This is a genomic window from Isoptericola sp. NPDC056618, assembly GCF_042792715.1.
Classification (GTDB): Bacteria; Actinomycetota; Actinomycetes; order Actinomycetales; family Cellulomonadaceae; genus Isoptericola; species Isoptericola nanjingensis.
In genome coordinates this window covers 50,973-75,220 of sequence record NZ_JBHTVZ010000018.1, presented here as the reverse complement: position 1 = coordinate 75,220, position 24,248 = coordinate 50,973, and the positions used below count along the sequence as shown (strand labels likewise).

Below are 24,248 nucleotides of genomic sequence, written 5' to 3'. Positions count from 1 at the left end.
CCATGGAGAGCACGGAGGACCCCCGGGCAGAGGTCACCGAGGAGACGACGGCGCGGTCGGGCGAGTTCGTCCAGTCGCTCGACCGGGGGCTGGCGGTGATCCGCGCGTTCGGCGCGGAGCGGCCGTCGCTCACGCTGAGCGACGTCGCCCGCGTCACGGGGCTGAGCCGGGCGTCGGCGCGCCGGTTCCTGCACACCCTCGTGGACCTCGGGTACGTGCGCACCGACGGCCGGGAGTTCGCGCTCCGGCCCGCCGTCCTCGACCTGGGCTACGCGTACCTGTCCAGCCTCACGCTGCCGGAGGTCGCCGCGCCGCACCTGGAGCGGCTGTCGCAGGAGGTGGGGGAGTCGTCGTCGGTGGCCGTGCTCGACGGGGCGGACATCGTCTACGTGGCGCGCGTCGCGACGCACCGGATCATGTCGGCGGCCATCCGTGTCGGCACCCGCTTCCCGGCGTTCGCCACGTCGATGGGGCGCGCGATCCTCGCGCACGTGCCGGACGGCGAGCGCGACGCCTTCCTCGCCGCGGCCGAGCTGCCCGCGCTCACGTCGCGCACCGTGACCACGCCCGCCGCGCTGCGCGCCGAGCTGGACCGGGCGCGCGAGCAGGGCTGGGCCCTCGTGGACCAGGAGCTCGAGGAGGGCTTGCGCTCGGTCGCGGCCCCCCTGCACGACGCGCGCGGCGACGTCGTCGCGGCCGTCAACGTCTCGGCGCCCGTGCGGCGCGGCGACGTCGCCGAGATCCGCGACGACATCGTGCCGCCGCTGCTGGCCGCCGCGAAGCGGATCGAGGACGACCTGATGAGGATCCGATGACCCGCGACGCGTACGTCTACGACGCGGTGCGGACGCCGTTCGGCCGGTACGGCGGGGCGCTCGCGGGCGTGCGGCCGGACGACCTGGCCGCGTTCGTCGTCGGCGAGCAGGTCCGGCGCGCGCCCGCGCTCGACCCGGCCGTGATCGACGACGTGATCCTCGGCAACGCGAACGGCGCGGGCGAGGAGAACCGGGACGTCGCGCGCATGGCCGTGCTGCTCGCGGGCCTGCCGCTGACCGTGCCCGGGGCGACCGTGAACCGGCTGTGCGGGTCGTCGCTGGAGGCCGCGGTGCAGGCGGCCCGTGCGGTCGAGACGGGGGACGCGGACGTCGTCGTCGCGGGCGGCGTCGAGTCCATGTCGCGGGCGCCGTGGGTGCTGCCCAAGCCGTCCCGGCCGTACCCCGCGGGCGACGCCGCGCTCGTCTCCACGACGCTCGGCTGGCGGCTGGTGAACCCGCGCATGGAGCCCGACTGGACCGTCTCCCTCGGCGAGGCCACCGAACGGCTGCGCGAGAAGCACGGCGTGTCCCGCGAGCGGCAGGACGCCTTCGCGCTGCGCAGCCACCTGCTGGCCGCGCGGGCCTGGGAGGACGGGTGCTACGACGACCTGGTGACGCCGTACCCCGGCACGGACCTGCTCCACGACGAGGCGATCCGCCCCGACACCACCCTCGAGAAGCTGGCCGCCCTGGCGCCGGCGTTCCGCGACCCGTCCGACGGAGCGGCAGGGGGCACGGTCACCGCGGGCAACGCGTCCCCGCTGTCGGACGGAGCGTCGGCGGCGCTGATCGGGTCGGAGCGCGCCGCGGCGCTCACCGGCCTGGAGCCGCTCGCGCGTATCGCGGGCCGGGCGACCGTCGCGGGGGAGCCGCAGTACTTCGGCGCCGCGCCCGTGGAGGCCGTGAACCGAGCGCTGGAGCGCTCCGGCATCGGATGGGGCGACGTCGGCGCCGTCGAGCTCAACGAGGCGTTCGCCGCGCAGTCGCTGGTCTGCGCGCAGGCGTGGGGCGTGGACGACGACGCCGCGTTCCTCGACTCCCCGACCCGTGACGTGGCGATCCTCAACGGCTGGGGCGGGGCGGTCGCGCTGGGCCACCCGCTGGGCGCGTCGGGCACGCGGGTGCTGGGCACGCTGGCGCGGCGGTTGCGGGCCTCGGGCGCGCGGTGGGGCGTGGCGGCGCTGTGCATCGGCGTCGGGCAGGGCACCGCCGTCGTGCTGGAGAACGTCGGCGGGGCGGGCGGCACAGGGGGCGGTGCGGCATGACGCGGGTGGCGGAGACGGCGCGCGAGGCGCTGGGGGAGGTGCCGGACGGCGCGACCGTGATGATCGGCGGCTTCGGCCCGGCCGGGCAGCCGGTGGAGCTCATCGAGGCGCTGCTCGCGTCGGACGCGGGCGACCTCGTCGTCGTGTCGAACAACGCGGGCAACGGCGACGACGCCCTGGCGCGGCTGGTCCGCGACGGGCGGGTGCGCCGCATCGTCTGCTCGTTCCCGCGGCAGGTGGACTCGTGGCACTTCGACGCCGCGTACCGTGCGGGCCGCATCGAGCTGGAGCTGGTGCCGCAGGGCAACCTGGCCGAGCGGATCCGCGCCGCCGGCGCCGGGATCGGCGCGTTCTTCACGCCCACGGGCTACGGCACGCCCCTCGCCGAGGGCAAGGAGACGCGCGTGCTCGACGGCGTGCCGATGGTGCTGGAGACCCCCCTCCGGGCGGACGTCGCGCTGGTCAAGGCGCACCGCGCGGACACGGCCGGCAACCTCGTCTACCGGCGCACCGCGCGCAACTTCGGGCCGGTGATGGCCACGGCCGCGGCGCGCACCGTGGCGCAGGTGCGCGACGTCGTGCCCGCGGGCGCGCTCGACCCGGAGGCGGTCGTGACGCCGGGCATCTACGTCGAGGCCGTCGTCGCCCTCGACAGCACGACGGCGATCGCGGGGGTGGGGGCATGACGGCCTCGGCCCGGACCATCGGACCCCTGACACGCGAGCAGATCGCCGCGCGCGTCGCCGCCGACATCCCGGCCGGCGCGTACGTGAACCTGGGGATCGGCCTGCCGACGCTCGTCGGCGACCACCTGCCGCCCGGTTCCGGCGTCACGCTGCACACGGAGAACGGGATGCTGGGGATGGGCCCGGCACCCGCGCCGGGCGACGCGGACCCGGAGCTCATCAACGCGGGCAAGGTGCCGGTCACCGAGCTGCCGGGGGCGTCCTACTTCCACCAGGCCGACTCGTTCGCGATGATGCGCGGCGGCCACATCGACGTGTGCGTGCTGGGCGCGTTCCAGGTGTCCGTGCGGGGCGACCTGGCCAACTGGTCGACGGGCGCGCCCGACGCCGTCCCCGCCGTCGGCGGCGCGATGGACCTCGCCGTCGGCGCCCGGCGGACCGTGGTGATGATGACCCTGCTGACCAAGGACGGGGCGCCCAAGCTCGTCGAGCAGTGCACGCTGCCGCTCACCGGCGTCGGCTGCGTGTCGCGCGTCTACAGCGACCGGGCGGTGCTCGACGTCGGCGCGGGTCGGGACGGGCGAGGGGGTGCCACGGTCGTCGAGCGGTTCGGGGTCGGGCACGCGGAGCTGGAGGACCTGCTCGGGCTCTCCCTGGGAGGGGCGCGATGACCGCTCCGGCCACGACAGAGCGGACGCGCGTCGCGATCGTCGGCGGCGGGCCGGCGGGGCTGCTGCTGTCGCACCTGCTGCACACGTCGGGCATCGACCACGTGGTGCTGGAGTCCCGCTCCCGCGACGAGATCTACCGCACCACCCGCGCCGGCATCCTCGAGGCGAGCTCCGTGTCCACCCTGGTCGACGCCGGGATGGACCGGGTGCTGCGCGAGGGCGACCGGCACGACGGCATCGCGCTGCGGTTCGACGGCGAGTCTCACCGCATCGACCTGCACGGCCTCACCGGCAGTGCCGTCTGGCTGTACCCGCAGACGGAGGTGTTCACCGACCTCGCCGACCGGGCGGCCGAGACCGGCACGGACGTCCGCTGGCAGGCGTCCGTCACCGAGGTGCTGGACATCCACACCGACAACCCCGGCGTGCGGTGGACCGACACCGAGGGCGGACCTGACGGGACGGAGCGCGAGCTGCGCTGCGACGTCCTCGTGGGCGCGGACGGCTCGCACTCCGCCTGCCGTCACTCGCTGCCCGAGGACGTGCGGCGGCACTTCGTGCACGAGTACCCGTACGCCTGGTTCGGCGTCATCGTGGAGGCGCCGCGCAGCGCCCCCGAGCTCGTCTACACGACGTCGGAGCACGGCTTCGCCCTCATCAGCCAGCGCACCGACACGCACCAGCGCCTCTACTTCCAGTGCGACCCCGACGAGGACCCCGCGGGGTGGTCCGACGACCGCGTCTGGCACGAGCTGCAGCGCCGCGTCGCGGGGGCGGACGGGTTCCGCCTGCTGGAGGGACCGGTGCAGGAGCGGTCCGTGCTGCGGTTCCGGTCGTCCGTCGTCGAGCCCGTGCGGCACGGCCGGATGCTGCTCGCCGGCGACGCCGCGCACACCGTGCCCCCCACCGGCGCCAAGGGACTCAACCTCGCGCTCGCCGACGTCGTCGTGCTGCACGACGTGCTCAGCCGCTGGCTCGCCCGCGGCGGGAGCGACGAAGCGCTCGACGAGTACGGCCGCCGCGTCTCCGAGCGGGTGTGGCGGGCTCAGCACTTCTCCGCGTGGATGAGCCGGATGCTGCACACCCACCCCGGCGAGTCCGGCTTCGAGCGTCGTCGCCGGCTCGCGGAGCTGCGCACGCTCGTCGCGTCCGAGGCCGGCCGGCGCTACCTCGCGGAGGGCTACACCGGCTGGGGCGGCATCATCACGGAAGGAGCGATATGAGCGAGAGTCAGACCGAGCTGTCCACCGAGATCCGGGCGAGCCACCGGGCGTACCGGGACCGGCGCGACACGAGCGGCCCCGAGGAGACGGGGCCCGTCCGCGACTTCGCGCCGTACCGCAGCTCGCTGCTCCGGCACCCGACGAAGGACCTGCGGCACGCGGACCCGGAGACGATCGAGCTGCTGGCGCCGGTGTTCGGCGAGCGCGACATCGGCGCGCTCGAGGCCGACCTCACCGTGCAGCACGGCGGGGAGCCTGCCGGGGAACGGATCGTCGTCGCGGGCCGGGTGCTCGACGGCGCCGGCCGGCCCGTGCGCGGGCAGCTCGTGGAGATCTGGCAGGCCAACGCGGGCGGCCGCTACATCCACAAGCACGACCAGCACCCCGCGCCCATCGACCCGAACTTCACGGGCGTGGGGCGCACGCTGACCGACGACGACGGCTGGTACCGCTTCACCACCATCAAGCCCGGGCCGTACCCGTGGAAGAACCACCAGAACGCGTGGCGGCCCGCGCACATCCACTTCTCCCTCTTCGGCACCGACTTCACGCAGCGCACCGTGACGCAGATGTACTTCCCCGGCGACCCGCTGTTCGCCCTCGACCCCATCTACCAGTCCGTCCGCGACCCGCGGGCGCGCGACCGGCTCGTCGCCGTCTACGACCACGCCCTCACCTCGCACGAGTGGTCCACCGGCTACCGGTGGGACATCGTGCTGTCGGGGGCCGAGCGCACCTGGACCGAGCCGGAGGACGACGACGAGGCCGGAGGACGACGATGAGTGACGCCGTGACGGGCAGCCCGGGCCGCGGGCGCGCGCCGCGCCTGCGCCCGACGCCCGGCCAGACGGTGGGCCCGTTCTTCGGCTTCGCCCTGCCGTACGACCGCGGCCACGAGCTCGTCGACCCCGGGACGCCCGGCGCGGTGCGCCTGCACGGCCGCGTGCTCGACGGCGCCGGTCGGCCCGTGCCCGACGCGCTGCTGGAGATCTGGCACGCCGACCCGTCGGGCGCCGTCGTGCGGCGCAGCGGCTCGATCCTGCGCGACGGCACCTTCACCGGCTGGGGCCGCGCCGTGACCGACCGCGAGGGCGGGTACTGGTTCCGCACGCTCGAGCCCGGCCCGACAGCGTCGTCGGACGGGCGTCGCCGCCCCGCGATGATCGCCGTCGCGGTGTTCGCGCGCGGACTCACCGACCGGTTGTTCACGCGGATCTACCTGCCCGACGACGGCTCGACGGGCGGGGAGGCGGCGCTCGCGGCCGACCCGCTCCTCGCGGGCCTCGAGCCCGAGCGGCGCGCGACGCTCCTCGCGGCGCGGGAGCCCGACGGGTCGTTGCGGTTCGACGTCCGCCTGCAGGGCGAGGGGGAGACGGTGTTCCTCGACCTCGGCCAGGGCACCGCCGGCCACGCCCCGCCCGAGGCGACGCCCGACGCCGCGCACGGCGTCGTCCGCGGCCTCGCCGCCGGGCCGCCGTCCGACCCGCTCGACCTGCCCGACCCGAGCGGCCGGGTCCTGTCCGGGGTGCCGTCGCCCGAGGGGCGGCCAGGTGCCTGACGTCGGCCTGCTCACCCCTGGCGCGGACCTCGCCCCCGGCTCGCCCGCCGCCGTCACCGACGACGTCGCCGTGCTGCGCGCGATGCTCGCCGCGGAGGCCGCGTGGGTGCGCGCGCAGGCGCGGGGCGGCGTCGTGCCGGGCGCCGTCGTGCCCGTCGTGGACCGGGCCGTCGTGGCGCTCGCGGCGGACGACGGCGCGGCGCTCGCCCTGGCGACCGAGGTCGCCCGCGACGCCGCGGGCGGCGGCAACCCCGTGATCCCCCTGCTCGCCCGGCTGCGCGCGGCCGTGGAGTCCGGCTGCGGCCCCGCCGTCGAGGCCGGGGTGCCCGTGGCCGACGTCGTCGGGGCGGTGCACGCGGGGCTGACCTCGCAGGACGTGCTCGACACCGCGCTCGTCCTCGTGCTGCGTGACGCCGCCCGTGCCACCGACGCGGGCCTCGGGCGCGCCGTCGCCGCCGCTGCCGGGCTCGCGCGCCGCTACCGTGACCTGCCCGCCCTCGGCCGCACGCTGACCCAGCCCGCCGTGCCCACGACCCTCGGTGCCCGCTGCGCCGGGTGGCTGCAGGGCGTCGCCGAGGCGCGTGCCCGGCTCGACGACGCGACCCGCGCGCTCCCGCTCGCCTACGGCGGCGCGGCCGGCACCCTCGCAGCCTCGCCGGTCGAGCCTGACGAGACCGCGCCGGCGAGCGTCAGCGCGCTGCGTCTCGTCGACGCGTGGGCCGCGGAGCTCGGACTGCCGACGACGGCGGGGCCGTGGCACGTGACGCGGTTCCCGGTGGTCCGCGCGGCGGCGGGGCTCGCGGAGGTGTGCGCGGCGCTGGGCACGGTCGCCGCCGACGTCCTGGTGGGTGCCCGCGCCGAGGTGGGCGAGCTGCGCGAGCCGGCCGCCCCGGGCCGCGGGGCGTCGTCGGCGATGCCGCACAAGCACAACCCGGTGCTGTCGGTGCTGGTGCGCCGGTCGGCGCTGGCCGCGCCGCCGCTGGCCGCGCAGGTGCTGGCGTCCGCGGGCCAGGCCGTCGACGAGCGGCCCGACGGCGCGTGGCACGCCGAGTGGCCCGCGCTCCAGCAGCTCGCCCGGCACGCCGTGGCGGCCGCGCACTCCGCGGCGGAGCTGCTGGAGGGGCTCGAGGTCGACGAGGAGGCCGTCGCGCGGAACCTGCGCGAGCAGCTCGGGGTCGGGCCGGCGGCGCCGGACGACGCCGGTGACGAGGAGCCCGGGGACGAGGAGGCGGCCGGGGCGCGCGCCGCCGGCGACGAGGCCGCGGACACGGGGGCGGCCGCGGCCCTCGTGGACCGGGTGCTCGCACGGCACGCGCCCGCCGGGTCGGGCGCGGCGGGGGAACGATGAGCGCCCCCGAGCTGGGCGCGACGGCGTTCGCGCTGCGCGACGCGTCCCGCCCGCTGCTGGTGCTCGGCCCGTCGCTCGGCACGTCCGTGACGGCGCTGTGGCACGACGTCGTCCCGCTGCTGGACGACGACCTCGACGTCGTCGGCTGGGACCTGCCCGGCCACGGCACGTCGCCGGCCGTGGCACCCGGGTCGCTCGACGACCTGACGGTGGCCGACCTGTCCTCTGCGGTGCGGGCGCTGGTCGACGCCGTCCAGGCCGAGCGCGGGGACCCGGGCGCGCCGTGCTGGTACGCGGGCGTGTCCGTGGGCGGCGCGGTCGGGCAGCAGCTGCTCCTCGACGCCCCGGGCCGCGTGCGCGGCGCCGTCCTGTGCTGCACGGCGGCCCGCTTCGGCGACCCGGGCCCGTGGCTCGAGCGCGGCGCGCTGGTCGCGGCCGCGGGCACGCCGACGCAGGTCTCCACGTCCGCCGGCCGCTGGTTCGCGCCCGGGTTCCTGGAACGGGCGCCGGACGTCGGCACCCGCCTCCTGGCGTCCCTGCAGCACGCGGACCGGTTCGGCTACGCCGCCGTCTGCGGCGCGCTGTCCCGGTTCGACGTCCGCGACCGGCTCGGCGAGATCGACGCCCCCGTGGTGGCCGTCGCCGGCGCGGACGACCCGGCGACGACGCCCGACGACGTCGCGCAGGTCGCGGGCGGCGTGCGCCGCGGGCGGCTGGTCGTGATCCACGGCGCCGCGCACCTCGCGCCCGCCGAGTGGCCCGGTCGCGTCGCGACCCTGGTCCGCGAGCTCGTGAGCGAGGGGGAGGCGCGATGACGACGACAGGGCACGACGGCGGGCACGACGCAGGTTTCGGACGCAGGGCGGACGGCGGGACGGGTGGCGGGCGCGGCGACGAGCCGAGGCGTGCCGACGGGACGGCGGTGCGGCGGGCGGTGCTCGGCGACGAGCACGTCGACCGGGCGGACGCCGGTACGACCTCGTTCACCGCGGACTTCCAGGACCTCGTCGCCCGGTACGCGTGGGGAGAGATCTGGACACGACCCGGCCTCGACCGCCGGAGCCGCTCGATGATCACGCTCACCGCTCTGGTGGCCGGCGGGCACTGGGAGGAGCTCGCCTTGCACGTGCGCGCGGCGGTGCGCAACGGCCTCACCGTGGACGAGATCCGCGAGGTCCTGCTCCAGTCGGCGATCTACTGCTCGGTGCCGGGCGCGAACCGCGCGTTCGCCGTCGCCCAGCGGGTGCTGCAGGAGGACGGCCTGCTCTGAATGCGGGTGAAGGTGCGGGACGCCGCCCGCACGCACCTCACCCAGGAGCAGGTCGGCGCGCTCGGCCTGGAGACCGCGCCGACCCACGTCGTCGACCGGATCGACCGCACGATCACGGATCCTGCGGGCCGCTCCACGAGCCGACCCGTGTCTGCCCTTGTGAGAGCGGTCCTGGGCCGCTACTCTCGAACACATGTTCGAAGATGACGGAGCGACAGCCGCGCCGCCCGCGGCCGTGCACCGTCGTCCTCGGGCGTTCGGTTCCGGCGCGGCCAGTGCCCCGGTCGCGCCGGAACCGCCCACGGGGGCGCGCCCCCGCCCGACCGCGGGGGGGGCGGCCGGGGCGGCGCCCCGCGCCCGCCGGGGGGGGGGCGCCCGCCCCCCCCCCCCCCCCCCCCCGCTCGCCCCCCTCCCCCCCGCGCCCCCCCCCCCCCCCGCCCGCGGGGCCCCCCCCCGACGGTCCTCGAACGCGCGCTCGCCGGGCTGCTCTCCGACGACGTCGCCGACCGTGTGCCGGGTGAGCCCCGTGATGCCGTCGTCGGCCGGGCCACCGACCTGCACCTGTCGATTGATCCTGCGGTGCTCGACGGGAGGACGCTCGTCGGCAGGGAGCTCGTCGGCGGCGCTCCCGGCCCTGGCGACGGGCGCCCGCTGCTCGCCGCGCTGGACGACGCGGCCGCGGGCCCGGACCTGGCCGGCACGCTGGCGTCGCTGGACGAGGCGGAGCTGGACGACTTCACGATCCTCGAGGTGCTGGCCGCCTGGGAGCGGGTCGCCGCGTGGGCGCAGGCGGGATCGGCGCGCGTCCTGGCCGAGATGCTGGAGCGCACGCGCGGGACGTCACGGCACGAGTTCGTGGCGGACGCCGTCGCGGCGCGCCTCGGGCTGACCCGGCGTGCGGCGGCGCAGCTCGTCACGGTGGCGCACGGGACCGCTCGCCTGCCCGAGGTGGCGGACGCGCTCGCGGCGGGCGTCGTCGACCGCCCCAAGGCGGAGGCCCTGATCGACGCGGGCCGGCTGCCCGACGACCTCCGTCGCGAGGTCGTCGCCGGGGTGCTGCCCGACGCCGAGCACCTCACCGCGCCGCAGATCCGCGCGCGCATGCGGCGGGCGGAGATCGAGGCAGACCCGGACGGCACCGAGGCGCGGTACGGCGCCGCGCGCGCCGAGCGGTTCGTCCGGCTCGAGCCGGCCGACGACGCGATGGCCTACCTCACCGCCTCCCTGCCCGCGGACGACGCCGCCCGCGCGTTCGCCGCCATCGACGACGCCGGGATCGCGATGCGCCGTGCGCCGGGGGAGGCGCGTCGGCTCGACGAGTGCCGCGCCGACGCCCTCACCGCCCTCGTCACCGGCGGCCTCGTCACCGGCGGTCTCGCCACCGGCGGGCTCGCGTCCCGAGAGGACGTGACCGGGCCGGCCGCCGCCGGAGGGCTCGCACTCGGCGGCTCCCCGCCGCGTGGCGACGTGGGCGTGCCGTCGTCCCCGCGGCGCTCGCACCCGGGGGCGGGCATCCGGGTGACGGTGGCGGCGTCGACCCTGCTCGGCTCGGACGACCTGCCCGCGATCCTCGCGGGGCACGGGCCGATCCCGGCGGCGATGGCGCGGGCGCTCGCGTCCGACCCGGACGCCGTCTGGCAGCGGGTGTTCACGGACCCGGCGAGCGGCGTGCTGACGGACGTGTCCTCCCGCTCCTACCGCCCGAGCGCGGCCCTCCGCGCGGCCGTCGTCGCCCGGGACGTCACGTGCACGTTCCCCGGCTGCCGGGTGCCCGCCGCGACGTCCGACCTCGACCACGTCGACCCGTACGACCCCGCGTCGGCCGCCCTGCAGACCCACGGCGGCAACCTGCACGCCCTGTGCCGCATCCACCACCGGGCCAAGACGGTCGGGGGCTGGCAGGTCGCGCGGGACCCCGACGGCGGCCGCACCACCTGGATCGCGCCCACCGGGCACCGGTTCTCCCGCGACCCGGTGCCGCAGGACCCGCGGGTCGCGGCCCGGCCACGCTCCGACCGGCCTTGCCTCGACCGGGACGGCATGCCGCCCTTCTGACGGCCGGTCCTTCCGGCCGCGGCCCGTGCTGTTCGGCGCGTGTGCACGGGAGGTTCATCGTCCGGTGGATCCGGCGCCGCCTGGGCCTCCTACGTTCCGGGGCATGACCGAGAACCGGAACGAGCACGTCGACGTGCCCCGCCCCACTGACCAGCCCGCCGCTGACCGGCTCACCCCCGATCGGCCCGACGCCGAGCGGGACGGGCTCGGCCGCCGCACGTTCATGACCCTGACCGGGCTGGGCGCGGCAGGCACGGCCGTGGCGGGGGCGGCCGTGGCGGCGGCGCCGTCGGCGGCCGCGTCCCCGGGGGCCGCACGTGGCCCCCGGCTGCGCTTCCGCAAGGACGGCACGTACACGATCGTGCAGTTCAACGACACGCAGGACGACGAGAAGATCGACCGCCGCACGCTGGAGCTCATGCGTGCGGTGCTGGACGACGAGCGGCCGGACCTGGTGATCCTCAACGGCGACAACATCACGGGTGGCTGCGACACCCCGCTGGAGATGCGGCAGGCGATGAACAACGTCGCCCAGCCGATGGAGGAGCGCCAGATCCCCTGGGCGATCACGTTCGGCAACCACGACGAGGACTCGACGCCCAGCAGCGGGGTGGACGAGGCGCAGATGCTCGCGTTCTACCGGTCGTACCGCCACAACGTGAACGGCCCGACGGCGAAGGGCGTGACCGGTCAGGGCAACTCGCACCTGCTGATCGACGGCACGAACGGGAAGCCGGCGTTCAACGTGTGGCTGCTCGACTCGGGTCGGTACGCGCCGGGCACGATCGACGGGCAGGACTTCACGGGCTACCCGACGTGGGACTGGGTGCGCATGGACCAGGTGGACTGGTACTACCGCACGTCGGTCGAGCTGGAGAAGCGGTACCGCCGCGCCATCCCGTCGCTGATGTTCATCCACATCCCGCTGTGGGAGTACCGGTTCATGTGGTTCGGCTCCGTCGACGGCCGCACCGCCGCGGACCACGAGCGCGGCGCCGCGCGCCACCAGATCGTGGGGGAGCGCAACGAGGAGGAGTGCCCCGGCCCGTTCAACTCCGGGCTCTTCTCGGCGGTGCGGCACCGCGGCGACGTCAAGGGCATCTTCTGCGGCCACGACCACGTCAACACGTACTCGGGCAGCTACTACGGAGTGCTGCTGGGCTACGCCGGCAACACCGGGTTCGGCACGTACGGGCTGAGCGGCGCGGAGCGCAACCGCCTGCGGGGCGCCCGCGTCTACCGCCTCGACGAGTCGGTCGACGGCGTCCTCGTGGACACGACGATGCGGTTCGCGTCCGAGTTCGGCATCGACCTCACGGCCGACGACCAGTGGATGGAGCCGCTGCCCCTGCCGAAGGGCCAGGCCTGACGGAGCCGGGGAGGCTCAGCGACGACGTCCGCGCGGCGGCTCGATCGGCGGCCACTCGCCGTCGTCCGAGCCGTCGTCGGCGCCGTGCAGCAGCTCCTGCAGCTGCACCTGCACGCGCTCGACGCGCGGGACGTCGCGCAGCACCATGCCCGCCTTCTCGGTGGCGTCGGAGACCTGCAGGGTGCCGCAACCGAGCAGTCGGTCCAGGAGGTCCTTCTCGAGCGCGACGTCGTTGATGCGGTAGAGCGGGATGTCGCGCCCGACTCGGGTGACGATGCCGGAGCGCATGGCGATGCGCTTGGTGGTGACGGTCCACGAGGTGGTGCGCCACTTGAGCCACGGCACGAGCACCCACACGACGGCGACGACGAGCAGCAGGCCGAGCACGATCCAGCGGACGACGTCGTCCATCGGGACGACGAACGAGAACGCCGCGGCGACGAGCAGCACGAGCAGCAGCAGGAAGGGCCACACCACGGCCTTCGCGTGCTCGTGCAGGTCCATGACCACGCGCTCGCCGTCGATGAGGTCGTCGTCGTTCAGCGCCATGGCGCACATCGTGCCAGACGGCGGACAGGGTGCGGAGGCCCTGCTCAGGGCTCGGCAGGGCCGCTCACACGTGCGGCGGGAGGTTCCAGCCCTCGATGGTGCGCAGGTCGTGGCCGTACCCGAGCTGGCAGATCGCGGCGGTGCCGAGCTCGAGCCGCGACCCGAACCGCGGGTCGATGCCGAGCCAGGCGGTGGCGAGCACGCGCAGCAGGTGGCCGTGGGCCACGGCGAGCACGTTCCCGCCGTCCTGCAGGGTCGCGTCGGCGCGCTCCACGAAGCGCCGGGCGCGCGCCGCGACGTCCTCCAGCAGCTCGCCGGGGCGCCCGTCGCCGTGCTCCGGGTCGGGCGGCAGCACGCGCACGCCGTCGTCGAAGATCTGGAACGGGTGGCCGAGGAGGCCGCCGACGTCGGCGCTGGTGCGCCCGTCCACGGGCCCGTAGTCCCACTCGGCGAGGTCCGGGTCGACGACGGCGTCCGGGTGGCCGGCGAGCGCGGCCGTGCGGCGGGCGCGCTCGAGCGGCGACGTGTAGACGGCGGAGAACTCGATCCCCGCGACGGCTCGCCCCGCGGTGCGGGCCTGCTCCTCGCCGGCGGGAGTGAGCGCGATGTCGGTGCGGCCGGTGTGCTGGCCGCTCACGCTCCACTCCGTCTCGCCGTGGCGCAGGAGCACGAGCTGGGGGTCCTTGCTCGGCACGAGAGGCATGCTCCGAGCATCACGCAGACCTGCGACGACGGCACCTGGACGGCCTGGGAAGGGCACTGTGGACAGGCTTTCCAGGAACCGTCCAGAGTTCGCTAGGGTGTCGTCGCCGTCACAGGACCGTCACATCTTCATCACTCGCCACTCGGGGAGGCCACCCGTGCTCGTCTTCGTTCTCATCGGCGCCGCAGGGATGGTCCTGCTGCTCGTGTCGCTCCTCGTCGGCGAGCTGGTCGACCTCGGCGACGGGGCGCTGTCGGGCACGTCGCTCGGGGTCGGCGCGGTCGTCTTCGGTGCGGTGGGCGCGATCGTCGTCGCGAACGACCTCGCGACGTGGATCGCGTACGTGGCCTCCGCGGTCGTCGGCCTCCTGGCCGTCGTCCTCGCGCAGGTGCTGGTGCGGCGGCTCGCGGCGAGCGACGACGGCGTCGCCGTCTCGCTCGTGGGCGCGCACGGCACGGCGACGACGGACGTGACGGCGACCTCGGGCGAGGTCTCCCTCGACGTCCCGAGCGAGCTCGAGCGTCGCCTGGCCCGCTCCGACGAGCCCATCGCGGCCGGGTCCCGCGTCGTGGTGCTCGAGCACTCCGGCTCCACCGTGCGTGTCGGGGTCCCCGGCCCGCAGGCCCGCTGACCCCTCCCCACGACCGGAAGGAGACGCGCTCCGGCGCGCACCATGTTCGACTCGACCGACAGCAGCTTCATCACCACGATCGCGGTGCTCGCGCTCGTCGTGGCGTTCCTCGCGGTGGGCATCTTCGTCGCCCAGCGCATCCGCCGGGTCCCGCCGAACCAGGCCCTCGTCATCGTCGGCCGCGGTGCCGGCAAGAAGGAGACGGCCGCCCAGAGCCAGCGCGTCGTCATCGGCGGCCGCACGTTCGTCTGGCCGATCCTGCAGCAGGGCTTCGCGATCTCGCTCGAGCAGCGGCAGATCGGCATCACCGTCGAGGGCGTCGACAAGAACCGCATCAAGATCGCGATCAAGGCGTCGATCAACTTCAAGGTGCGGGGCGACGACGAGGGCGTGCGCCGCGCGGCGCAGCGCTTCCTGTCCCAGCAGGAGATGCTCACCGAGATCATCAAGGAGTCCCTCGAGGGCTCGCTGCGCTCCATCGTCGGCGACATGACGATCGAGCAGATCATCTCCGACCGCAAGGGCCTGTCGGACCGCGTGGTCGAGTCGACCAAGACCGACCTGGCGGAGCAGGGCCTGCAGGTCGACCTGCTCAACATCTCCGACATCTCGACGCCGGGGTCGGACTACCTCTCCAACCTCGGACGCGCGGAGGGCGCCCGCGCCCTCCAGGTCGCGGAGGTCTCCGAGGCGGAGGCCCGCCGGGTCTCCGAGTTCGCCGTCATCGAGGCGGCCGAGCAGATCGCCGAGCGGCAGAAGGCGCTCGACCTCAAGAAGGCCGCCATCAAGGCCGACACCGACCGCGCGAACGCCGAGGCCGAGGCCGCGGGCCAGCTCGCGCGCGCCGAGCAGGACCGGCTCGTGGCGCAGCAGGAGCGCGAGGCGCTGGCCGAGCAGGCCCGCGTGACGCAGGAGCGCCTCGACATCGAGGTCCGCAAGCCGGCCGAGGCCAAGGCGTACGCCGAGGTCCAGGAGGCCACCGCCCGCCGTGACGCCGCGAACGCGGCCACCGAGGCCGACGCGTTCAAGCGCACCACCATCGCCGAGGCGAACAAGACGGCCGCCATCCAGGACGCCGAGGCGTCCGCCGCGGCCGTGCGCCGCGCCGGTGAGGCCGAGCGCGACAAGCAGATCGCCCTCGCGGCCGGCATCAAGGCCGAGGGCGAGGCCAAGGCCTTCGCCGTCGAGGCCGAGGGTCGGGCCGAGGCCGCCGCCACGGACGCCAAGGCCGAGGCGCTGAAGAAGTACGGCGAGGCCGCGCTCGTGCAGGAGCTCATCGAGCGCCTGCCCGAGATCGTCCGTGCCGCGGCCGAGCCGATCGGCTCGATCCAGGGCATGACCGTCGTCTCCACCGACGGCGCGTCGGCGGTGACCAAGACGGTGGCGTCCGTGCTCGGCGAGGGCCAGGGCGTCGTCAAGCAGCTCACCGGGGTGGACATCCACCAGCTCATCGCGGGCATCGCGGGCGGGCAGCTGCCGACGAAGTCGGAGGAGACCGCGCCGCTCAACTGACGCGCCGTCGTGCAGAGGCATCTGCGACGCACGACACGCCCCGCCGCGGGAATCGCCTCCCGCGGCGGGGCGTTCGTGCGTACGTGACCGCTATCGAGAACGCTCCCCTCAAGGTCGACGTCTGGTCGGACGTCGCGTGCCCCTGGTGCTACATCGGCAAGCGCCGCTTCGAGTCCGCGCTGCAGCGGATGGCGGAGCGCGACGGCGCCGCCCCCGAGGTGGAGGTCGAGTACCACTCGTTCGAGCTCTCGCCCGACACCCCTGTCGACTTCGAGGGCACGGCCACGGAGTTCCTCGCCGACCACAAGGGCATCCCGCTGGAGACCGCCCGGCAGATGCAGGACCAGGTGACGGCGCTCGCCGCCGCCGAGGGCCTCACCTACCGGATGGACCAGGTCCGGCACACCAAGACGCTCAAGGCGCACGAGCTGCTGCACCTGGCCAAGGCGTTCGGCAAGCAGGACGAGATGAAGGAGCGCCTGCTGCGCGCGTACTTCACCGAGGGCGAGCACGTGGGCCACGTCGAGGACCTCGCGGACCTCGCCGCCGAGGTCGGCCTGGAGCGCGAGGCCGTCGTCGTCGCGCTGAACTCCGGCACCTACGCCGAGGCGGTCGCGGACGACATCGCCCGCGCCCGCGCGTACGGCATCAACGGCGTCCCGTTCTTCGTGCTCGGCGGCCGGTACGGCGTGTCCGGCGCGCAGGACCCGGACGTCTTCGTCCAGGTGCTCGACCAGGTGCTCGCCGAGGCCTGAGCCGGGCGAGCGAGGCGCATCTCACACCGCCAGCCCTGGCCGTGAGACGCAGTATCACCGAGAATCGAGGCCACCCCGCACCGTCGCGGGGTGCCGCGGTCTCGGGCCCACCACGCCCGGTCGTACCGCGGCAGTGGTTCCGTTGGAGGAGAAACATGAACGACGCCACCGAGAGCTCGTACCGCTCGATCGCCAACCCGCGCCGCACCACGCTGATGACCGTCAGCGCGGCCGAGGCGGCGGCACCCCACCACGGCGCGGACGAACGTCCGCTGCAGCTGCTGGGCGACGACGGCGCGGTCTGCGTGGACGGCGTGTGCAGCCTGCCGGACTGACCGGCTCCATCGCCTGACCGGCTACATCGCGCGGTAGTCAGCGATCGACAGCCGCGGGCCCCGGCGCGGGGCCTGCGGCCTGCGGTCGAGGAACAGCAGCCGCACGACGCGGTGCCGGTGGGGCGCGTACGGCGCGAGGAGCCGCAGCATCCCGTCGTCGTCGGTGCGCTCGCCGGTGAGCGCCCAACCGACCGCCGCGGCGAGGTGGAAGTCGCCCACCGACACGGCGTCCGCGTCGCCGAGAGCGCGCTGCGCCACCTCGGCCGACGTCCACACCCCGACGCCCGGCACCTTCTCGAGCCGGGCACGCGCCTCGTCGGCCGGCATCCCGACGGCGTCCTCGAGCCGCGCCGCGACCTGCGCGCACCGCACCGCCGTCGCCGCGCGTCGCGGGTCGACCCCCGCGCGGTGCCAGTCCCACGTCGGGACGGCGGCCCAGCCGCGCGCGGACGGCACCACCGTCAGGCCGTGCGGGACGGGCCCCGGGGCGGGCGAGCCGTGCCGGGCGACGAGCCAGCGCCACGCCCGGTGCGCGGTCACGACCTGCACCTTCTGCTCGAGGACGGCCGGCACCAGGGCCTCCAGCACCCGCCCGCTGCGGCACATCCGCAGCCCCGGCGTGCGCCGCGCGACGTCGTGCGCCTGCGGCGGCGGGACGAAGTCGGAGGCGTCGTCCCCCTCGCCCAGCAGCACGGGCACGGCGTCGGCCGCCTCCCGTGCGCCCGGACCCCAGTGCTGCACCACGGCGGAGCGCGGTCCCGTCGCGACGAACCGCTGGGTGACCGGCCCGGTACGCACCAGCGTGGTGCGCCACACGGCGCCGTCGGGGGTGCGTCGGAACGTGGGGTCGTACGCGCCGTGCCGCAGCGGACCCAGCGTCAGCGCGAGGTCGAGCGGCCTGTCCGAGGCGTGCTCGACCGTGACGTCGGCGGCGGCCGGGCGGGCCGTCACGTCCGTGCCGGTCGAGGCCGCGCTGGTCAGGGGGGTCGTGCTAGTCAAAGAGGGTTCCGAGCTCCCAGCCGGTGTCGCCGCGCGCGCCGACGGGCGTGGCCTCGGCGAACCCTGCGTCCCGTGCAGGACGCCCCGCCGAGCGGTCCGCGCCGTCCTCGCGCGGTGAGGTGCTCGTGCCGGCGTCCTCCGAGAGCAGCAGCTCGTCGACGCCGCCGCGGCCGGCCGCCCAGTCCTGCGCGGCGAGGCCGGCAAGCTGGTCGGCCCGCTCGTTGAACGGGTTGCCCACGTGGCCGCGCACCCACCGGAACCGGACCGGGCCCTCGCGGCCGGTGATCGCGGCGTCGATGGAGCGGATCAGCTCGAGGTTCTTCACGGCGTCGCCGGACGCGGTGCGCCAGCCCTTCCGCTTCCACCCGTGGATCCACTCGGACGCGCAGCGGATCGCGTACTGCGAGTCGGACTCGATGAGGAGCGGCTCTGCCCCCGGATGCGCCTCGATCGCGCGCAGGAGCGCGGTGAGCTCCGCGACCTGGTTGGTGCCGGACGCAGCGCCGCCCGAGTCGAAGCGGCCGCCCTCGTGGGCGATCCACGCCCAGCCGATCGCGCCCCCGGGATTGCGGAGGCACGAGCCGTCAGTGCTGACAATGATCACGCCGGAGTCTCCCAGTGTCCGAGCCCCTGGTTGCCGCCCCCATTGTGCCCCGAGCCGGTGACACTCGGGGCCGCGTCCACGCCGTCGCCCGACGAACGAGGAACCCGCAGGCTGCGGACGCCCGAAAACTCGGGCGCGCGGCCCCGGAAGAGGTCGCGGCTCCGCCCGGAACCCACGAGCCTCCCGCAACGGTGATCATGGCGGCATGACCGACGGCACCGCCATGCCCGGAGACCGCATGCCCGAGAACGACCGGCCCTCCCACGACCAGCCCGCCCGCCGCCCGGCCGACATCCGCAAGTGGCGGCGCTACCTGGCCGACGAGCGCGCCGAGGCCGCCACCTACCGGGACCTGGCCCGGCGACGCACGGGCGAGGAGCGCGCCATCCTGCTCGCTCTCGCCGACGCCGAGAAGCGGCACGAGCAGCACTGGCTCGACCTCCTGGGCGACGACGTCGGCCGGCCGCTGCGCGGCGACCTGCGGACCCGCATGCTCGGTCTGCTCGCCCGGCGCTTCGGCGGCGTCTTCGTGCTCGCGCTCGCGCAGCGGGCCGAGGCGCGGTCGTCGTACGACGCCGACGAGCACGCGACCGCCACGATGGCGGCGGACGAGCAGATCCACGAGGAGGTGGTGCGCGCGCTCGCCTCTCGCGGCCGCAACCGGATGTCCGGCACGTTCCGCGCCGCCGTCTTCGGCGCCAACGACGGCCTGGTCTCCAACCTCGCGCTCGTCCTCGGCATCGGCGCCTCCGGCGTCTCGTCGCAGACCGTGCTCCTCACCGGCATCGCGGGGCTGCTCGCCGGCGCGTTGTCCATGGGCGCCGGCGAGTTCGTGTCCGTGCGCTCGCAGCGCGAGCTGCTCGAGGCGTCCACGCCCGACCCGAAGAGCGCCACCGCGCTGCCGCACCTCGACGTCGACGCCAACGAGCTGGCGCTCGTCTACCGGGCCCGCGGCATGTCGTCCGACGAGGCGCAGGGGCGGGCCGACCGGGTGCTCGCCGGCCTCGCCGCGACCGGGACGCTCGCCCCGGAGGTGCTCGACGACGAGCGGGACGGCGAGCCCGTGCCGACCCCGGTCGTCGAGCAGGACGACGACCTGGAGACGCACGGCACCGCCTGGGGCGCCGCGATCTCGAGCTTCTGCTTCTTCGCGTCCGGCGCGATCATCCCCGTGCTGCCCTACCTGCTGGGGCTCACCGGATTCCCGGCGATCGCCGTCGCAGCCGCGCTCGTGGGCGTGTCGTTGCTGATCACGGGCGCGATCACCGGGCTGCTGTCGGGGACGTCGCCGTGGACGCGCGCGCTGCGCCAGCTCGCCATCGGGTTCGGTGCCGCTGCCGTCACGTACGCGCTCGGCCTGCTGTTCGGGACGTCGGTGGCCTGACCCCCGGGTGAAAACTCGCCCGCTGCTGTTGCGTGACTGTTGCTCGGGCGTCACAGTGTGAGCTGGGTCATGACCGAGCAACCCGTGACCCCGCGTGGCATCGAAGGGGGCCGAGTGACACGCAGCGTGGACCGTGCTCCGGCGGCAGGACGCCGCCGGCACTGGCTCGTGCGCGTCGCCGGGACGGCCGTCGGGCTCGCCGGGGCCGCCGCGCTGAGTGTCACCCTCGCCGGGACCGCGTCCGCCGACGACGGCGGCCACGAGGGGCCGTTGACGTCCGTCGTCCGGTCGCTCATCGATCACGACGACGACCGCGCTCGCGGCGACAGCGAGCCTCGTCAGGAGAAGCCGGCGCAGGCACCGGCCGAGGAACTCGGCCAGGAGAAGGCGGCGCCCGAGCAGGAGAAGGCGGCGCCCGAGCCGGCCCGGAGCGAGCCGGCCCGGAGCGAGCCTGCCGACAGCGAGCCTGCCGACAGCGAGCCTGCCGACAGCGAGCCTGCCGACAGCGAGCCCGCGGTGCAGGCGCCGGCCGAGGACGCCGCTCGCGCGAAGCCCGCTCCCGCGAAGCCCGCGGTCGAGAAGGGCGCGGTCGAGAAGGGCGCGGTCGAGAAGGGCGCGGTCGAGAAGGGCGCGGTCGAGAAGGGCGCGGTCGAGAAGGGCGCGGAGGGAACGTCGGGCGCCGAGACCCCCGACGGTGCGGAGGAGGACGCCGAGCGGGACCTGGCAGAGCCGGACGCGGTCGAGCCTGAGGCGGACGAGGCCTCGCCTGTCGACGGCGAGCGGTCCGCCGAGCCTCGTCCCGACGTCGTGCGCGACGCGGTCGACGAGGCCGTCGCCCCCGTCCGTGAGAACGCCGAGCGGCTGCACGAGGCCGTGCACGACGAGGTCGTCGCGCACGCCGAGGAGACGGCCGAGCGGGTGGCCCGCGAACTGACCGGCGAGGCGGAGCAGACGGCCGGGGACACGGTCGAGGAGCTGGCCGCGGAACCGGAGGGGCAGCCCGAACGACCCGCGCGCGGCGAGGACGTCCCGTCCGACCTGCCGGGCACCTCGCCCGCACCTGCGGACGCGGCGCCGGAGGCGGCGGACGCTCCTGCCGACGAGCCCGCGGAGCGGGAGACCATGCTGGAGCCGGTGGCCCGCACCGTCGAGGCGGTGACGACCCCGGTCCGTGCGGTGACCGATCCGGTCGGCGCGTTGGTCGAGGGGATCGTCACCCCGCTGTCGCCGGTGGTGGACCCGGTGGCCGGCGTGGTCGAGGAGGTCACGACGCCGGTCGGCGGGGCGCTCGAGCCCGTGACGGGCGCGGCCGCGGAGACGCTGGCCCCCGTGACGGACGCGCTGTCGCCGGTCCTGGAGCCGGTGGGCCGGGTGGTCCACGAGGTGACGCGCCCCCTCGCGCCGGTCACGGACGGCGTGGGCGCCGTCGTGGCGCCGGTCGTGACGACCCTGGACCCGGTGCTCGACCCGGTGGTCGGGCTGGTGACGCCGGTGACTGACTCCCTCGAGCCGGTCGTCAGGCCGGTCCTCGGCGCCGCGGCGCCGGTGGTCGACGCCCTCGCGCCCGTGGTCGAGCCGGTCGGCGGTGCGCTGCAGCCCGTCGTCGAGCCGGTCGTGGACGCGGTGGCCCCGGCCGTCGATCCCGTGCTGGAGCCGGTGCTGGAGCCCGTGCTCGGCCTGCCCGCCCCGGTCGACGGGAAAGCGCCCGCGGCCGCGGTGCCCGCCGAGCCGTCGGCGACCGGTGGGTCGACGTCCGACGTCGTCCCGGCCACCGACCCGGCCGCCGCGTCCGAGCCGGTCCTGCCCGCGGCGCCCGCCCTCGCCCCGCCGGCGCCGGCCGCCCCCGCGCTCGACGCCGCCGCGGCGGCCGACGAGCTGCGGAGCGCGCCGTCCGAGCGGGAGAGCGTGCCCGGCACGCCGTCGGCCCCCGCCACGAACCCGGCGTCGTCGGGCTCCTCCTCGACCACCCGCGTGCCGTCGGGCGGCGACGCCGCCGCCGACCTCGCGGGCCGCACGCACCTGACCGCGCGGGCGTGGATCGTCCCCGCGGGCGACCAGCTCGACCGCCTTCCCGCGGTCGCCTTCGACATCCCCGTCTCTCCTGCCTGACGTGGCCGCGTCGCGCCCTCACGCGCGACAGCGACCGCGGGCGGCGTCCGCCACCCGCGTACCACGTCAGTCAGGAGCGGATCATGCATACCCATGTCCGACGAGCGCTGAAAGTAGCGCTCGTCGCGGGCGGCCTCGTGGTCGCCGGGGCCGTGACGGCCCAAGCTGCGGACGATGACGTCGTCGACGCCACCGTCGGAACGGACACCTCGGTCGACCTCCACCTGAGCGAGGTCTCCGAGGAGACCAACGATGCCGAGCTCGACACGCCCGTGGACCTCCCCGAGGTCGACACGGAGGGCGTCGAGGCCGTGGTCGACGCCGTCGCCGGCGAGGAGGGTGCGGTCGACGACGTCGCCGGGCCGGACGAGGAGTCCGACACGACGACCGACGACCTCGTGGACACCGTCGCCGAGGACGTGCACCGGACGGCGGACGACGTCCAGTCCGGTGACGTCCAGGGCGTCGTCGAGGACGTCGCCGGGGACGACGGCATCGTCGACGACGCGATCGAGGACCAGCCCGCCGCACCGGCGGGCGGCGGCTCCGGGAACGACGGCGCTGCGAACGATGGCGCCGGGTCGGACACCGGCTCGGACGACGCGACAGCCGGGGACGGCGCCGGCGACGGTCCGGACGGGTCCGCCCCCGAGGGCGCGACGTCCGGCGGGGGCGACGACCGCGGGAGCGGCGACGTGCCGCAGCCCGCGGAGCGTGGCGCCGGAGGCGCGGTCGACGAGACCGTGGACCGTGCGTCGGACACCGTGTCGGACGTGGCGGGGGCCGCCGACGAGGCGCTCGGCACCGGTGCGGACGTCCGGGACACCGTCGACGGGGTCACCGGTGACGGAGGTGTCGTGGACGACGTCCTCGGCGCCGACGTTCCGGAGTCCGGCGTGACGGACCAGGTCACCGAGCACGTGGTCGAGGACGTCGAGCAGGCGACGGGACACCTCGCCGCCGGTGACGTCGAGGGCGTCGTGGACGACGTCACCGCCGACGGCGGGATCGTGGACGACGCGCTCGAGGACCAGGGCGTCGACGCGGCGCTCGAGCAGGTCGGCGAGACCGCCGACACGGCGACCGGCGCGGTGGACGACGTCCTCGGTACCGGCACGGCGGTGCGGGACATCGTGGGCGGGGTCGGCGACGGCGCCGTCGACGCGGTGGCCGGTGAGGACGGCGTCGCGGACGACGTCCTCGGTGCCGACGAGCCTGAGGCCGGAGCCACCGACGAGGTCGTGGAGCACGCGGTCGACGACGTCGACGGCACGCTCGACGGGGTCACTGCCGGTGACCTGGAGGGCGTCGTGGACTCCGTCGTCGCCGACGACGGGCTCGTCGACGACGCGCTCGAGGGTGACGCGACCGCCGGTCTTCCCGGTATCGGTGACCTGGGGTCGGTCGACGGCCTGGGTGACCTCGCTGATCTGGGATCGCTGGGCGACCCTGGCGCGCTGACGGATGTCGACGCCACGGTCGAGGACGTGCTGGCCGGGGTCTCGGACGCGGCCGGTTCGCTGGACGCTGCGCTGGGTACCGGGCCGGTGGTGCAGGGCTCGGTCGACGGGCTGCTCGGTGAGGACGGCGTCGTGGACGACGTCCTGGGGGCCGACGAGCCTGAGGCCGGCGTGACGGACGAGGTCGTGGGGCATGTGCTCGACGACGTCGACGTGACGCTGGGTGGTCTGACCGCCGGTGACCTGGACGGGGTCGTGGACTCCGTCGTCGCCGACGACGGGCTCGTCGACGACGCGCTCGAGGGCGACTCGGTGATCGGTCTGCCGGGTCTCGACGGAGTCGGTGACCTCGGTGACCTCGGTGACCTCGGTGACCTCGGTGACCTCGGTGAGGCGTCCGGGCTGGACGGTGCGGTGGACGAGCTGACCGCTACGGTGGCCGACACCGCGGGCGCGGTCGACGGCGTGCTGGGCACGCGGTCGCTGCTGAGGTCCACGGTGGACGGCCTGCTCGGGCCGGACGGCGTGGTGGACGACGTCGTCGGCCCGGACGCGGCGCAGGACGGCGTCACGGACGGTCTCGTGGAGGCCGTGCTGGACGACGTCGACTCGACGCTCGACTCGGTGACGGCCGGCGACCTGCCGGGCGTGGTCGACGACGTCGCTGCCGAGGACGGTCTGGTCGACGACGTGCTGGAGGACCAGGGCCTGGACCCGGTGCTGGGTGACGTCGTGGACTCGACCGGCGCGGTGGACGACCTGCTGGGCACCGGTTCGACGGTGCAGGACACGGTCGGCGGGATCGCCGGCGAGGAGGGCATCCTCGACGACGTCCTCGGCGCCGACGAGCCGCAGGACGGCGTCACGGACGGTCTCGTGGAGGCCGTGCTGGACGACGTCGACTCGACGCTCGACTCGGTGACGGCCGGCGACCTGCCGGGCGTGGT

General features: G+C 75.6%; 23 protein-coding genes. 19 read left to right on the top strand and 4 right to left on the bottom strand.

The window, feature by feature from the left end; all coding sequences use genetic code 11:
- Window positions 1-2 precede the first annotated feature (2 nt).
- From ACFQ8T_RS17955 to ACFQ8T_RS17900, 12 genes are all read left to right on the top strand, one after another.
- Complete coding sequence (locus ACFQ8T_RS17955; RefSeq protein WP_430547843.1) at window positions 3-815, top strand: IclR family transcriptional regulator C-terminal domain-containing protein; 813 nt, start codon at window positions 3-5, stop codon at window positions 813-815.
- Complete coding sequence (locus ACFQ8T_RS17950) at window positions 812-2,080, top strand: thiolase family protein (protein WP_430547842.1); 1,269 nt, start codon at window positions 812-814, stop codon at window positions 2,078-2,080. Before ACFQ8T_RS17955 ends, ACFQ8T_RS17950 begins: the two co-directional genes overlap by 4 nt.
- Entirely contained in the window at window positions 2,077-2,766 is a 690-nt protein-coding gene (locus ACFQ8T_RS17945) for a 3-oxoacid CoA-transferase subunit A (protein ID WP_430547841.1), read from the top strand. Before ACFQ8T_RS17950 ends, ACFQ8T_RS17945 begins: the two co-directional genes overlap by 4 nt.
- Window positions 2,763-3,437, top strand: a complete 675-nt coding sequence (locus ACFQ8T_RS17940) for a 3-oxoacid CoA-transferase subunit B (RefSeq protein WP_430547840.1) — start codon at window positions 2,763-2,765, stop codon at window positions 3,435-3,437. Before ACFQ8T_RS17945 ends, ACFQ8T_RS17940 begins: the two co-directional genes overlap by 4 nt.
- Window positions 3,434-4,660, top strand: coding sequence for a 4-hydroxybenzoate 3-monooxygenase (locus tag ACFQ8T_RS17935; RefSeq protein WP_430547839.1), 1,227 nt, complete (start codon window positions 3,434-3,436; stop codon window positions 4,658-4,660). Before ACFQ8T_RS17940 ends, ACFQ8T_RS17935 begins: the two co-directional genes overlap by 4 nt.
- Window positions 4,657-5,442 carry a protocatechuate 3,4-dioxygenase subunit beta gene (gene pcaH, locus ACFQ8T_RS17930; protein WP_430547838.1) on the top strand — a complete coding sequence of 262 codons (786 nt, stop codon included), beginning with the start codon at window positions 4,657-4,659 and terminating at the stop codon, window positions 5,440-5,442. The genes ACFQ8T_RS17935 and pcaH overlap by 4 nt, the downstream gene beginning before the upstream one ends.
- Window positions 5,439-6,218: a protocatechuate 3,4-dioxygenase subunit alpha gene (pcaG, locus tag ACFQ8T_RS17925; RefSeq protein WP_430547837.1), complete on the top strand. Its 780-nt coding sequence runs from the start codon at window positions 5,439-5,441 to the stop codon at window positions 6,216-6,218. Before pcaH ends, pcaG begins: the two co-directional genes overlap by 4 nt.
- The gene (locus ACFQ8T_RS17920; protein WP_430547836.1) at window positions 6,211-7,566 is read left to right on the top strand and encodes a lyase family protein; all 1,356 of its coding nucleotides are present in this window, start codon (window positions 6,211-6,213) and stop codon (window positions 7,564-7,566) included. Before pcaG ends, ACFQ8T_RS17920 begins: the two co-directional genes overlap by 8 nt.
- Complete coding sequence (locus ACFQ8T_RS17915; RefSeq protein ID WP_430547835.1) at window positions 7,563-8,381, top strand: alpha/beta fold hydrolase; 819 nt, start codon at window positions 7,563-7,565, stop codon at window positions 8,379-8,381. Before ACFQ8T_RS17920 ends, ACFQ8T_RS17915 begins: the two co-directional genes overlap by 4 nt.
- On the top strand, window positions 8,378-8,836 hold the full coding sequence (gene pcaC / locus ACFQ8T_RS17910; RefSeq protein ID WP_430547834.1) for a 4-carboxymuconolactone decarboxylase: 459 nt from the start codon (window positions 8,378-8,380) through the stop codon (window positions 8,834-8,836). Before ACFQ8T_RS17915 ends, pcaC begins: the two co-directional genes overlap by 4 nt.
- Window positions 8,837-9,415: 579 nt before the next feature.
- Entirely contained in the window at window positions 9,416-10,891 is a 1,476-nt protein-coding gene (locus ACFQ8T_RS17905; RefSeq protein WP_430547833.1) for a DUF222 domain-containing protein, read from the top strand.
- A gap of 103 nt (window positions 10,892-10,994) precedes the next feature.
- Window positions 10,995-12,260 (top strand): metallophosphoesterase family protein, encoded by a 1,266-nt coding sequence (locus tag ACFQ8T_RS17900; RefSeq protein WP_430547832.1) that lies wholly within the window; start codon window positions 10,995-10,997, stop codon window positions 12,258-12,260.
- A gap of 15 nt (window positions 12,261-12,275) precedes the next feature.
- Here the strand turns inward: ACFQ8T_RS17900 and ACFQ8T_RS17895 are convergent, their stop codons facing one another.
- Together ACFQ8T_RS17895 and ACFQ8T_RS17890 are read right to left on the bottom strand one after the other, a co-directional pair.
- Complete coding sequence (locus ACFQ8T_RS17895) at window positions 12,276-12,809, bottom strand: PH domain-containing protein (RefSeq protein WP_430547831.1); 534 nt, start codon at window positions 12,807-12,809, stop codon at window positions 12,276-12,278.
- A 64-nt stretch (window positions 12,810-12,873) separates the two neighbouring features.
- Window positions 12,874-13,512: a histidine phosphatase family protein gene (locus ACFQ8T_RS17890; protein WP_430547830.1), complete on the bottom strand. Its 639-nt coding sequence runs from the start codon at window positions 13,510-13,512 to the stop codon at window positions 12,874-12,876.
- A 157-nt stretch (window positions 13,513-13,669) separates the two neighbouring features.
- Between ACFQ8T_RS17890 and ACFQ8T_RS17885 the strand changes: the two genes are divergently transcribed.
- The 4 genes from ACFQ8T_RS17885 to ACFQ8T_RS17870 all read left to right on the top strand — a co-directional run bounded on the left by ACFQ8T_RS17885 (window position 13,670) and on the right by ACFQ8T_RS17870 (window position 16,745).
- Window positions 13,670-14,143 (top strand): NfeD family protein, encoded by a 474-nt coding sequence (locus ACFQ8T_RS17885; protein WP_430547829.1) that lies wholly within the window; start codon window positions 13,670-13,672, stop codon window positions 14,141-14,143.
- 42 nt (window positions 14,144-14,185) lie between these two features.
- Entirely contained in the window at window positions 14,186-15,655 is a 1,470-nt protein-coding gene (locus tag ACFQ8T_RS17880; protein ID WP_430547828.1) for a flotillin family protein, read from the top strand.
- 83 nt (window positions 15,656-15,738) lie between these two features.
- Entirely contained in the window at window positions 15,739-16,410 is a 672-nt protein-coding gene (locus ACFQ8T_RS17875) for a DsbA family protein (protein ID WP_430547827.1), read from the top strand.
- Between the two features lie 155 nt (window positions 16,411-16,565).
- Window positions 16,566-16,745, top strand: a complete 180-nt coding sequence (locus tag ACFQ8T_RS17870) for a hypothetical protein (RefSeq protein WP_380244887.1) — start codon at window positions 16,566-16,568, stop codon at window positions 16,743-16,745.
- Between the two features lie 21 nt (window positions 16,746-16,766).
- On the opposite strand, the gene ACFQ8T_RS17865 is transcribed toward ACFQ8T_RS17870, so the two are convergent.
- Together ACFQ8T_RS17865 and ACFQ8T_RS17860 are read right to left on the bottom strand one after the other, a co-directional pair.
- Window positions 16,767-17,744, bottom strand: a complete 978-nt coding sequence (locus tag ACFQ8T_RS17865; protein ID WP_430547826.1) for a DNA-3-methyladenine glycosylase family protein — start codon at window positions 17,742-17,744, stop codon at window positions 16,767-16,769.
- On the bottom strand, window positions 17,737-18,348 hold the full coding sequence (locus ACFQ8T_RS17860) for a ribonuclease H (RefSeq protein WP_430547825.1): 612 nt from the start codon (window positions 18,346-18,348) through the stop codon (window positions 17,737-17,739). Before ACFQ8T_RS17860 ends, ACFQ8T_RS17865 begins: the two co-directional genes overlap by 8 nt.
- Window positions 18,349-18,586: 238 nt before the next feature.
- On the opposite strand from ACFQ8T_RS17860, the gene ACFQ8T_RS17855 reads away from it, so the two are divergent.
- From ACFQ8T_RS17855 to ACFQ8T_RS17845, 3 genes are all read left to right on the top strand, one after another.
- Window positions 18,587-19,732: a VIT1/CCC1 transporter family protein gene (locus ACFQ8T_RS17855; protein WP_430547873.1), complete on the top strand. Its 1,146-nt coding sequence runs from the start codon at window positions 18,587-18,589 to the stop codon at window positions 19,730-19,732.
- 114 nt (window positions 19,733-19,846) lie between these two features.
- Window positions 19,847-21,841 (top strand): hypothetical protein, encoded by a 1,995-nt coding sequence (locus ACFQ8T_RS17850; RefSeq protein ID WP_430547824.1) that lies wholly within the window; start codon window positions 19,847-19,849, stop codon window positions 21,839-21,841.
- An 83-nt stretch (window positions 21,842-21,924) separates the two neighbouring features.
- Window positions 21,925-24,248, top strand: a 2,324-nt coding sequence (locus ACFQ8T_RS17845) for a hypothetical protein (protein ID WP_430547823.1), incomplete at its 3' end; no start/stop codon positions are given.

Bases quoted from the DNA above. Each gene is read 5' to 3' on its own strand.
- ACFQ8T_RS17870 (WP_380244887.1), top strand. From the start codon at position 16,566: ATGAACGACGCCACCGAGAGCTCGTACCGCTCGATCGCCAACCCGCGC.
- ACFQ8T_RS17855 (WP_430547873.1), top strand. From the start codon at position 18,587: ATGCCCGAGAACGACCGGCCCTCCCACGACCAGCCCGCCCGCCGCCCG.
- ACFQ8T_RS17950 (WP_430547842.1), top strand. From the start codon at position 812: ATGACCCGCGACGCGTACGTCTACGACGCGGTGCGGACGCCGTTCGGC.
- ACFQ8T_RS17880 (WP_430547828.1), top strand. From the start codon at position 14,186: ATGTTCGACTCGACCGACAGCAGCTTCATCACCACGATCGCGGTGCTC.
- ACFQ8T_RS17895 (WP_430547831.1), bottom strand. From the start codon at position 12,809: ATGGCGCTGAACGACGACGACCTCATCGACGGCGAGCGCGTGGTCATG.
- ACFQ8T_RS17900 (WP_430547832.1), top strand. From the start codon at position 10,995: ATGACCGAGAACCGGAACGAGCACGTCGACGTGCCCCGCCCCACTGAC.
- pcaH (WP_430547838.1), top strand. From the start codon at position 4,657: ATGAGCGAGAGTCAGACCGAGCTGTCCACCGAGATCCGGGCGAGCCAC.
- ACFQ8T_RS17940 (WP_430547840.1), top strand. From the start codon at position 2,763: ATGACGGCCTCGGCCCGGACCATCGGACCCCTGACACGCGAGCAGATC.
- ACFQ8T_RS17890 (WP_430547830.1), bottom strand. From the start codon at position 13,512: ATGCCTCTCGTGCCGAGCAAGGACCCCCAGCTCGTGCTCCTGCGCCAC.
- ACFQ8T_RS17915 (WP_430547835.1), top strand. From the start codon at position 7,563: ATGAGCGCCCCCGAGCTGGGCGCGACGGCGTTCGCGCTGCGCGACGCG.
- pcaG (WP_430547837.1), top strand. From the start codon at position 5,439: ATGAGTGACGCCGTGACGGGCAGCCCGGGCCGCGGGCGCGCGCCGCGC.
- ACFQ8T_RS17945 (WP_430547841.1), top strand. From the start codon at position 2,077: ATGACGCGGGTGGCGGAGACGGCGCGCGAGGCGCTGGGGGAGGTGCCG.
- pcaC (WP_430547834.1), top strand. From the start codon at position 8,378: ATGACGACGACAGGGCACGACGGCGGGCACGACGCAGGTTTCGGACGC.
- ACFQ8T_RS17955 (WP_430547843.1), top strand. From the start codon at position 3: ATGGAGAGCACGGAGGACCCCCGGGCAGAGGTCACCGAGGAGACGACG.
- ACFQ8T_RS17935 (WP_430547839.1), top strand. From the start codon at position 3,434: ATGACCGCTCCGGCCACGACAGAGCGGACGCGCGTCGCGATCGTCGGC.